Origin of the sequence: Photobacterium sp. TY1-4 (assembly GCF_025398175.1) — a bacterium.
In the GTDB taxonomy this organism is placed as follows: Bacteria; Pseudomonadota; Gammaproteobacteria; order Enterobacterales; family Vibrionaceae; genus Photobacterium.
On record NZ_CP099735.1, the window covers coordinates 1,734,773 to 1,744,906 of the forward strand.

Genomic DNA, 10,134 nt, shown 5'->3' on the forward strand with positions numbered 1-10,134 from the left:
AAACTCATTCGCTTCAGGATCGAAATGTTACAAAAATGTTCCCCATGGTGAACAACAGGTAACAAGGAATGTCTATGAAGAATCTCAGAACACTGACGTTTTACCCTGCATTTGTCTGCATGCTGATTACGGTGTATTTCACGGTGCAGGATAAAGCGTTTTTTATTGAAACAACATCGGCGATCAATAACCTGATCATCGACGATCTGTCGTGGCTTTTTTCGCTCTCGGCGGTATTGGCGGTGATGCTGGTGGTGTATGTGTTTTTTGCACCGATCAGCCGGGTCAAAATCGGCGGTGAAGAAGCCACGCCAATCCTCTCGCCGTTTAAGTGGTTTGCTGTGTCGCTGACCACCGTCATTGCGATGGGGATCCTGTTCTGGTCGGTGGCTGAGCCGATTGTGCACTACTACAATCCGCCGGAGTTTTTAAATATCGAACCCCACTCTGCGGCCGCAGTGCGGTTCTCCATGTCGACCATTTTCGTACACTGGACGATCACCCCTTACTGTATCTATACCGTTTCCAGTCTGGTGTTTGCGTTGGCGCTGTACAACCTCAAGATGAAGTTTTCCATCGGCTCTATGCTGCGCCCGTTTGTCGGCAAACTGATCGACGGACCGGTCGGTGATGCCATTGACGGCCTGGCACTGTTCGCCGTGGTGATGGGGATGTCTGCGACGCTCACATCCGGGATCCTGGTGATCGGCGACGGTCTGACCGGTACCCTGGGGCTGGCCACGTCTCCGGTGATGTACGGGATGATCGCGCTGGTGATCATCGGTACGGCGCTGTTCTCAGCCTCGACCGGCCTGCATCGCGGGATCCAGATCCTCTCGCGCATTAATACCTGGTTTTACTTTGGGGCGATTGCATTCATCTTCCTGCTCGGCCCGACCAGCTACATTCTGTCACTGGGCGTGGAAACCTTCGGGATTTACCTGTCAGAGTTCTTCCAGCGCAACATGGTGACCGGGGCTTCCGGTCACTCCCAATGGCCGGGCTGGTGGACGGTAGCGTTCTTTGCTAGCTGGTTTGCCTGGGCACCGCTGACCTCATTGTTCCTGGGCAAAATTGCCCGCGGCTACACGGTGCGTCAGTTCATCATCGTCAATGTCATCCTGCCGTGTCTGTTCGGGTTCTTCTGGTTCAGTACCTTCAGCGGCACCTCGATTTACCTCGATGATTTATTGGGTGGCGAGCTGTACCGCGCGTACCAGGAAACCGGATTTGCTTCCGTCATTTACGTGCTGTTTGACCAGTTCCCGCTGTCCTCGGTTGTCAGCACCCTGTTTGTCCTGGTCTGTTTCATTACCTTCATTACGGCGGCGGACTCCAACACCGATGCCATTGGCGGCCTGTGCACGGAAGGCACCGATGCCGAGCACCTGACATCGCCGCTGTGGATCAAAGCGTTCTGGGGCCTGTCGATTGCGTTCGTTGCCTGGATCAGTGCCAGTTACATCGGCGTCGATGCCGTGAAAATGCTGTTCAACCTGGCCGGCCTGCCCGGGATGCTGATTGTGATTGGCGCCGGACTGTCACTCATCAAATTGATTTCTATGGTTAAGGTTGTCGACGGGAAAGCGATCCTCGAGCCCGCAACAGAGCCCGACACGGCGACCAACGTCACGCGAAACATCGCTTCATTATTTGGTAAATAACAAGGATTTCACATGGAATACGTACAACTTGGACAATCAGGGCTTCGCGTCTCCCGCCTGTGCCTGGGCACCATGAACATGGGATCGAAAGCGTGGAAACCTTGGATCTTCGATGAAAAAGAAAGTGAGCCGATTATCCGTCATGCGCTGGATCACGGGGTGAACTTCATCGACCTGGCGGATTTCTACTCCACAGGGGCGGGGGAAGAGGTGGTGTGTAATGTGCTGAACCGGATTGGCCAGCGTGACCGCATGATCATTACCACCAAAGTCGGTTATGCTATGAATGATGATGTGAATGGCTACGGTCACTCACGTAAGCACATCATGGACTCGATTGACGCGTCGCTCAAGCGGATGAACATGGATTATGTCGATATCTACATGCTGCACTACTTTGATACATCGACGCCGATTGAAGAGACCATGGGCGCACTGAACGATATTGTTCGCAGCGGAAAAGCGCGCTATATCGGGGTATCAACCATGTACACCTGGCAGCTGGCGAAAATCCTCCAGGTGTGTGAGCGCAATGGCTGGGCGAAGCCGATTAACATGCAGTTGCAGCTCAACTGTGCTTACCGGGAAGAAGAGCGGGAAATGATCCCATTCTGTATGGATCAGGGAATCGGGGTGTCCGTGTTTAGCCCGTTGGCGCGCGGTATTCTGACCAATGATTTGCAATCGACCCGCAATCAGACCGACTTCTTTACCACTGAAATGTACAACGACAAAGTCTCGTTTGAGATTGCCCAGTCAGTGGCCCGAGTGGCAGAGCACCGGGGCTGCACGCCGGCGCAGATTGCGCAGGCCTGGGTGCTGTCCAAACCTCAGGTCTCTTCCATGCTGGTGGGGGCGGATACCCAAGCCCAGTTCGACAGTGCGCTGGCCGCGCTGGAAACCAGACTGACTGAGGAAGAGCTGTATGAGCTGGATCGCAACTACACTCCGTGTGATCTGATTAATGATTACACGGCCGGGAAACGGATCCCACGCGACCCGCGTCCGGCAAAAGGTCTGTTTGCTTAAGCCCCGCTTGGATAGTGATTACAGAGTTACCCTCTCTTTTGCCCCGGTTTCGCCGGGGCTTTTTTCGTTTCAGGATCCGCTCTGCGAGCCCGTTTCATCCACCGCCCTGGTGAGCTGCCGATAATTTACGAAATTGTTGGTTTTTTGTTTTGATTTGGCTTGTTAAAACGCTCAGCCCGAAAGTGACGGCCATCACCTTTTGTTCAAGTTTCCTGTCAGTACCTCCCCATATTGCCTGCGTTTTTACGTGAGTTCATGCGAACGATGACTTTAGCTGATTAGCCCATGAGAATTTATGAGTGTCTGGTTTGTTACATATCAATAACAATTGATGTCACTAACAAACAGCAAACATAACAAGGACAAGTGATGACAATGTTAGAGACAAAATTCAGCAGTTCGAACCGTAAAATTGACCCGTCCAGACGACGCGCGACGCAGTTTAAGCCGGACGGTTCAGCCAATGATAATGACCGCGTCGAAATTGGTCCGACGGATTTGGCTTTTGCCGAATGGGAGGCGTTAGGCCTGACCCCGCCGAACCTGGCGACCATGCGTGAATACCGTCTCGGACGCATTGTTCAGCAACTGCAGCAAAGGGATTTAGCCGGTATTTTGCTGTTTGATCCGCTCAATATTCGCTATGCGACCGACTCCACTAACATGCAGCTGTGGATCACCCATAACCATGCACGTGCCTGCTTTGTTTCTGCCAGTGGCTATATCGTGCTGTGGGATTTCCATAACTGTGAGCACCTGTCCGCGCACCTGCCGCTGGTGAAAGAAATTCGCGGTGGGGCTTCGTTCTTTTATTTTGAAACGGGTGATCGCACCCATGAGCATGCCGCGCACTTTGCCAAAGAAATTCAATCTCTGGTGAAAACCCATGGCGGCGACAACCAACGCATTGCGGTCGATAAAATCGAAATTGCCGGTCTGCGTGAACTGGACAAGCTGGGACTGTCCATTTTCGACGGTCAGGAAGTAATGGAGCTTGCCCGGGCGGTGAAGAATGAAGATGAGATTAACGCCATGCGTTGCTCCATTGCTTCAACCGAAATTGCGATGCGAGAAATGCAGAAAGCCACGGTGCCGGGTGTGACCGAGAATGACATCTGGTCAGTTTTGCACGCCGAGAACATCAAGCGGGGCGGGGAATGGATTGAATGCCGGATCCTGTCATCCGGTCCGAGAACCAACCCGTGGTTCCAGGAATGCGGCCCACGGGTGGTGAAAGCAGGGGAGCTGCTGGCGTTTGATACCGATCTGATCGGGCCTTATGGCTTCTGCGCTGATATCTCCCGCACCTGGCTGATTGGGAATGTGGAAGCAACACAAGAGCAGCGGCACCTGTACCGCACTGCTTACGAGCATATCCAGCACAACATGGAGATCCTCAAACCTGGTATGACGTTCAGTGAAGTCACTGAATCGGGCTTACTGCTGCCGCCGGAATTCCGCGCGCAGCGGTATGGCGTGATGATGCACGGGGTCGGCTTGTGCGACGAATACCCGTCGATCCGTTACCCCGAAGATCTGGCTGAGCACGGCTACAGCGGTGTCCTGGAGCCGGGGATGGCGTTGTGCGTCGAAGCTTATGTGGGTGAAGTCGGGGGGCTGGAAGGGGTCAAGCTGGAAGATCAGGTGATTATTACCGAAGACGGCTTCGAAAACCTGACCAACTATCCGTTTGAAGCTGAGCTGCTGAAATAAGGGGAAGGGAAGATGAAAGTTTCACCATGGAAGTTGCATCATAAGTCGCTGGTTTGTCTGGGGTCGCTAAGTGTGCTGGCGGTCTTTTTTGTGGCGGTCATTATTGCCCCGCAAGCCAGTACCCAATTGTTTAACGAAATTAAAGACACCATCAGTGTTCATTTTTCCTGGTTCTATATGGGCAGTGTGGCGCTGTTTATGGCGATTCTGGCCTACTGCGCGTTCAGTTCTGCCGGGAACATCAAGCTTGGCCAGCCCGGCGATCGGCCGGAGTTTAGTTATTTTTCCTGGGGGGCGATGCTGTTCAGCACCGGGATGGGGATTGGGTTGGTGTTCTTCGGCGTCGCTGAGCCGGTGATGCATTATATGAGCCCGCCTGTCGTGGATGCACAGTCTGACGTCGCGGTCCGCGATGCCATCAATATTACCTTTTTCCACTGGGGCGTGAATGCCTGGGCAATCTATACCATTGTAGCTTTGGTGATCTCATATTCGGCCTATCGCAAAGGGCTGCCGATTGAAATGAGAAGCGCGTTGTATCCGGTTCTTGGAAATAAGATTCACGGGCCGATTGGTCAATTTGTCGATATCTTTGCGGTGCTGGCAACTGTGGTGGGCATTGTGACCCCGCTTGGGTTCGGGGTGCAGCAGATCAACGCCGGGCTGGAATATGTCTTTGGCTTTGAGCAGAGCATCGACCATCAGATCTTACTGATTGCGATCATCGGGTTTGTCACCTGCATCTCTTTGATCCTGGGCCTCAAGCGCGGCATCAAACTGCTGTCAGTGGTCAATATTGCCGTGGCGGTTGCCTTGATGCTGTACGTGTTCCTGGTTTCTGAGAGCACCTATATTCTGAACTCAACCATAGAGAATGTCGGGAACTACCTGACCAGCTTTATTCCGCTCACCTTTGAAACTTACAGTTACAGCAACCCGGACTGGTTTTATGGCTGGACGTTATTCTACTGGGCTTGGTGGATTGCCTTTGCGGCCCCGACCGGTTTGTTCATTGCCCGTATTTCCAAAGGCCGTACAATTCGCGAGTTTGTGGTCGGTGTGCTGGTGATCCCGGTCGGCTTTTCTATCGCCTGGATCACGGTGTTTGGCAACAGTGCGATTGATCTGATCCATAACCAGGGCGTTACCGAGCTGGGAACGGCAGTGATGGAGAACTCCTCGACAGCTTTGTTTAAGTTCTTTGAGGTGCTGTCTGAGTGGAATATTGCCAGCTACCTGGCCCTGTTCAGTATCTTTGTCTTTTTCATTACCACCTCGGATTCCGGCACCCTGGTGATTAACACGCTGACTTCTGAGCAGCAGGAAAATGCGCCGATTTACCAGCGTGTGTTTTGGGTTGTGGCTATTTCGGTGATCACCATCATGCTGCTCCAGTCCGGTGGGATGGGGGCCATTCAGTCGGTGCTGGTGATTCTGGGATGCCCGTTCGCGGTGATTGTTACTGTGATGTGTATCGGTTTTATGAAAGATATCTTCCGGCAAGCCAAAGCGTCAGAGGCGCTGAAGTTGAGCCACGAACGGTACGCTTCAGATAAAATTTCCTAACTCCCGTGACGGTTGACGTCACTCCGATCGGCCCGGTTGGGCCGATCTTCTTTCAAAACAAATCCAGTGCCCGGTCTTTGAGCCACTCGCAGAAGTTATCGACTTTGCCGATCCCCAGTTTGGCGGGAGACACTTTCAGGGTGTAGCCGTAGCGGCTGCGCGCCTGCAGCGGACTGAACTGGATCAACGCCCCGCTTTTCAGTGAAAAATCAACCATATTCTGATCGACAATCGCATAGCCACTGCCGGCAATAGCCGCGTTGATCACCTGCTCCTGGGTACTCATGGTGATCCCGGGCGGGTGCCCGGCGGGCAGGGGAATATCGGCTGCCGCCAGCCAGTCGGCCCAACTGGGCAGGTGATCGCCTTTATGGCGGATATGCAGCATCCGGTGCGCATTCTGCTCCAGCTTCATGCAATCAGACAGCAGGTCCTGATTACACACCGCAATATACTTTTCGACGAACAGGATGCGATCTTTTTCGAGATGGCGGTTAATTTCCTCGAAACAGATCTCCAGATCAAAACTGACCCCTTCTTCTTTATCGGTATACAGGTGCAACTCGTACTGGGGAAAGAGCTGGGCAAAACTGCCGATCCGCGGGCTGAGCCAGCGCGAGCAGAAGGTCGGCGGGGCCAGAATCGTCAGTCGCTGGCGCAAGTTCGGATCGCGAATGGACGCGATCTCTTTCTCGATTTCAGAAAAGGACCCCTGAATGACCTGGAGCAGTTCGAGTCCGGCGGCAGTCAGTCCCAGTTTGCCGGGCGTGCGGGTAAACAGGCTGACGCCCAGGTACTCTTCCAGCTGGCGGATCTGTCGGCTGACGGCACCTTGGGTGACATTCAGGTTTCTGGCGGCCAGGGTAAAGTTCAGGCACTCGCCTGCGGCTTCAAAGACTTTCAGTGAATTGAGCGGGGGAAGTGTTCTCACGCGAATTATCCTTCATCACAAAATGAGTACGTACAGGGTCGGCCATCGCTGTGCAGTGGGAGACACGCCTTTGAGAAGTTCAAAGAGATCAGTGTGTTAAACATAGCCCCTTTGAAGGTGCCGGGGGCATGATTATATGTCATTCCGGTATGACTTAGACTCGTTTGTTGCGGATATGTGAACTCACTATATTGAACCTGTTTATTACACAGGCAATGCCGGATGAGGAGAAAGCAAGATGGAACAGACCCTGGCACAGGCAAAACAATGGGCGCAGGAATGGCTCGGAAAAGAAAAGCAGCAATATGTCGGTGGCCAATGGGTGTCCGGCAGCGCTGAGCTGGCGTGGGAGATCATTGACCCGAGTAACCAGCAAACCTTGTGTTCAATTGCGCTGGCTTCGGAGCAACTGGTCGAAGAAACCGCGCAGATCGCTAACGCATGTCATCAATCCGGTGTCTGGCAGGAAACCAGCCGTACAGCGCGGGCACAGATCTTACGCCAGATTGCCCAGCTCATTCGCGACCATACCGAGCAGCTGGCGGTGCTGGAGACACTGGCCAACGGCAAGCTCATTGGGGAGTCACTGGTTGATGATATCCCGACCTGCGCCGATATTTTCGATTACTACGCTGGTTGGACCGACAAATACTACGGGGAAACGTCGCCGGTCGATAAAGACTACCTCAACTTTACCAGCCAGGAGCCGGTGGGGGCCTGTGCGCTGATCGCGCCATGGAACTTCCCGCTGTACCAGGCGGCATTGAAACTAGCCCCGGCGCTGGCGATGGGCAATACCGTGATCCTCAAGCCGTCGGAGTTCACCCCGCTGACTGCCATTTATCTGTTTGAACTGATCGACGCGCATCTGGAGCTGCCGGCCGGGGTGCTGAACCTGTTGGTGGCCGATGGCAAGGCCTCGAACCATCTGACCCTGAGCGAGCATATCCACAAAGTTTCGTTCACCGGCAGTACCCCGGTGGGCCGCAAAATCATCCAGAACAGCGGGGCGTCGAACCTTAAGGCCACCACGCTGGAGCTGGGCGGCAAGTCGCCGTGTATCTTCTTTGCCGATACGCCGGATCTGGACAAAGCCGTTGATCGCGCGTTTACCGTGATGTTCTCGCACAAAGGCGAAAAATGCTCGGAGCCGACCCGCTTCCTGATCCAGGAATCAATCTACGATCAGGTGGTTGAGAAGCTCATTGCCAAAGCGGAAGCCGTTCAGTGCGGTAACCCGTTTGATCCGGCGAGCCAGCAAGGGCCGCAGTGTAACCAGGCTCAGTTCGACAAAATCATGCAGTACATCGAGATTGGCAAGCAGGAAGCCGAGCTGGTTGCCGGTGGTTATCGCGATACCACGGGCGATAACGCTGAGGGGTTCTATATCCGTCCGACGATATTCTCGCGGGTTTCGCCGACTGCGCGGATTGCCCAGGAAGAGATTTTCGGCCCGGTGCTGTGCTGTATTGCCTTTGAATCTGAGCAGGAAGCGATCGAGATTGCCAACGCGACCCCTTACGGTCTGGCAGCCGGTGTCTACACCGCGGATGTCAAACGGGCCCACCGCATGGCCAATAAGATTGATGCCGGGATGTTCTTTATCAATCGCTATGGCTGTTACGGCCTGAGCAGCCCGTTCGGCGGCTTCCGCCAGAGCGGCTGGGGCAAGGAAATGGCGATTCATTCCCTGTCGTCTTACACCAAAACCAAATGTATCTGGGTGTATCACGGCGACGATTGATCCGCCGGTCTGAAACCGTCACCAAAAAACCAAAGGCGCGGCAAATCCCTGTCGCGCCTGACTGTTAGGGGGAAAGAGATGACATTTCGAACGGAAACGGACGGGATCGGCCCGATCCCGGTGCCGGAAAATGCGCTTTACGGCGCCCAGACCCAGCGCGCCCTGAACTTGTACCCGGTCGCGGGGCAGAAGACCCTGGGTGATTATCCGGCGCTCGTTAAAGGGCTGCTGGCGGTCAAAGCGACCGCGGCCCGGGTGAACCGGAATCATGGTGAGCTGGATGCGGTGTTGGGGATGAACATTGAGATTGTGTGCCAGTCCCTGATGGAGGATTTTTCCCCCGCGCTTTTCCCGGTCCATGCCTTTCACGGCGGTGGCGGGATTTCCACCAACATGAACCTCAATGAAGTGGTTGCCAATCTGGTCAACAGCAAGTTCTACAACCAGCCGCCGGGCAGCTATACACCGGCGCACCCCAATGATCACATCAATCTCAACCACTCGACCAGCGATGCCCTGCAAACCGCCTGTCATCTTGCCGCGCGCGCCGAAGGTCTGGCACTGATTGAAGCGATGCACCGGCTTGAACATGCCCTGAAGTGCCTGCAACGGCAGCACCGGGGGCAGCAAAAGATTGCCCGGACCTGCCTGCAGGACGCGGTGGCGATTGATTTTGCCGATTTTTGGGGCGGGATGCTGGCCTCTGTCGAATCGTATCGCGACAAACTGGCCCGGGCCTGCGATGGGTTGCTGGCAGTGAATCTCGGCGCCAACATCATCGGCCGGGCTGGGGATTGCTCCCCGGCGTTTGCGGCCGAGTGTATCGAGGCGCTGAACCAGACCACCAGCGGGCATTACACCCGGCACTGTAATTTCTATCAGTGCAGCCAGTCGCTTGATGCGCAGGTGGCCTTAGCGGCAGAAGTGGAAAACCTGGCGGGCTTTTTGATCAAAATGGCCAAGGATATCCGCTTGATGGCGTCCGGGCCGGAAACCGGTCTGGCCGAAATTGTACTACCGGCTGTGCAGCCGGGCTCCAGTGCGATGCCCGGCAAAGTGAATCCGACCATTCCGGAGTTCATGGTCCAGTGCGCGATGCAGGCGATTGGGCATTGTACGACGGTGAAGCTGAGTCATGGCCACGGTGAGTTGGACTACACACCCTGGGGCATGTTGGTGATCACCAACCTGCTTGATGCTGTTGATCACCTGACCAAAGGTGTGGCGGTGTTTGCCGATCAGTGTGTGATTGGGATCCGGCTTCATCCCGAGACCAATCAGCAGAATGTTGATTCGCTGATCCCGACCGTGATTGAACTGAAAAAGCGAATGGGTTACCAGCAAACATCGGCACTGGTGAAGCAGCTCAACGGCGACAAAGTTGCCTTGAAAGCACATCTGGCGTCGCTGATGATTTGTGAATAACCAACAAACAGCGTACCCAGTCCGCCAGGTGTATTTGCCATCCGGCGGAAGGCGGGTGGGAC

The 10,134-nt window shown here is 54.5% G+C and carries 7 protein-coding genes; 6 read left to right on the forward strand and 1 reads right to left on the reverse strand.

Annotated features, from left to right (window positions below):
* The first annotated feature begins 74 nt into the window (after positions 1-74).
* The 4 genes from NH461_RS24525 (at position 75) to NH461_RS24540 (ending at position 5,972) form a co-directional block, all read left to right on the forward strand.
* Complete coding sequence (locus NH461_RS24525; protein ID WP_261603571.1) at positions 75-1,664, forward strand: BCCT family transporter; 1,590 nt, start codon at positions 75-77, stop codon at positions 1,662-1,664.
* Positions 1,665-1,676: 12 nt separating this feature from the next.
* Entirely contained in the window at positions 1,677-2,693 is a 1,017-nt protein-coding gene (locus tag NH461_RS24530) for an aldo/keto reductase (protein ID WP_261603572.1), read from the forward strand.
* A gap of 375 nt (positions 2,694-3,068) precedes the next feature.
* Positions 3,069-4,406, forward strand: a complete 1,338-nt coding sequence (gene dddP / locus NH461_RS24535) for a dimethylsulfonioproprionate lyase DddP (RefSeq protein WP_261603573.1) — start codon at positions 3,069-3,071, stop codon at positions 4,404-4,406.
* 12 nt (positions 4,407-4,418) lie between these two features.
* On the forward strand, positions 4,419-5,972 hold the full coding sequence (locus NH461_RS24540) for a BCCT family transporter (RefSeq protein WP_261603574.1): 1,554 nt from the start codon (positions 4,419-4,421) through the stop codon (positions 5,970-5,972).
* Between the two features lie 52 nt (positions 5,973-6,024).
* Here the strand turns inward: NH461_RS24540 and NH461_RS24545 are convergent, their stop codons facing one another.
* A complete protein-coding gene (locus NH461_RS24545; RefSeq protein ID WP_261603575.1) occupies positions 6,025-6,903 on the reverse strand; it encodes a LysR family transcriptional regulator in 879 nt (292 codons plus the stop codon).
* A 238-nt stretch (positions 6,904-7,141) separates the two neighbouring features.
* Here NH461_RS24545 and NH461_RS24550 point away from each other — a divergent pair, with 238 nt between their 5' ends.
* Positions 7,142-8,647 carry an aldehyde dehydrogenase family protein gene (locus tag NH461_RS24550; protein WP_261603576.1) on the forward strand — a complete coding sequence of 502 codons (1,506 nt, stop codon included), beginning with the start codon at positions 7,142-7,144 and terminating at the stop codon, positions 8,645-8,647.
* 78 nt (positions 8,648-8,725) lie between these two features.
* On the forward strand, positions 8,726-10,072 hold the full coding sequence (locus NH461_RS24555; RefSeq protein ID WP_261603577.1) for a lyase family protein: 1,347 nt from the start codon (positions 8,726-8,728) through the stop codon (positions 10,070-10,072).
* Positions 10,073-10,134 lie beyond the last annotated feature (62 nt).

Bases quoted from the DNA above. Each gene is read 5' to 3' on its own strand.
- NH461_RS24525 (WP_261603571.1), top strand. From the start codon at position 75: ATGAAGAATCTCAGAACACTGACGTTTTACCCTGCATTTGTCTGCATG.
- NH461_RS24530 (WP_261603572.1), top strand. From the start codon at position 1,677: ATGGAATACGTACAACTTGGACAATCAGGGCTTCGCGTCTCCCGCCTG.
- dddP (WP_261603573.1), top strand. From the start codon at position 3,069: ATGTTAGAGACAAAATTCAGCAGTTCGAACCGTAAAATTGACCCGTCC.
- NH461_RS24540 (WP_261603574.1), top strand. From the start codon at position 4,419: ATGAAAGTTTCACCATGGAAGTTGCATCATAAGTCGCTGGTTTGTCTG.
- NH461_RS24550 (WP_261603576.1), top strand. From the start codon at position 7,142: ATGGAACAGACCCTGGCACAGGCAAAACAATGGGCGCAGGAATGGCTC.
- NH461_RS24555 (WP_261603577.1), top strand. From the start codon at position 8,726: ATGACATTTCGAACGGAAACGGACGGGATCGGCCCGATCCCGGTGCCG.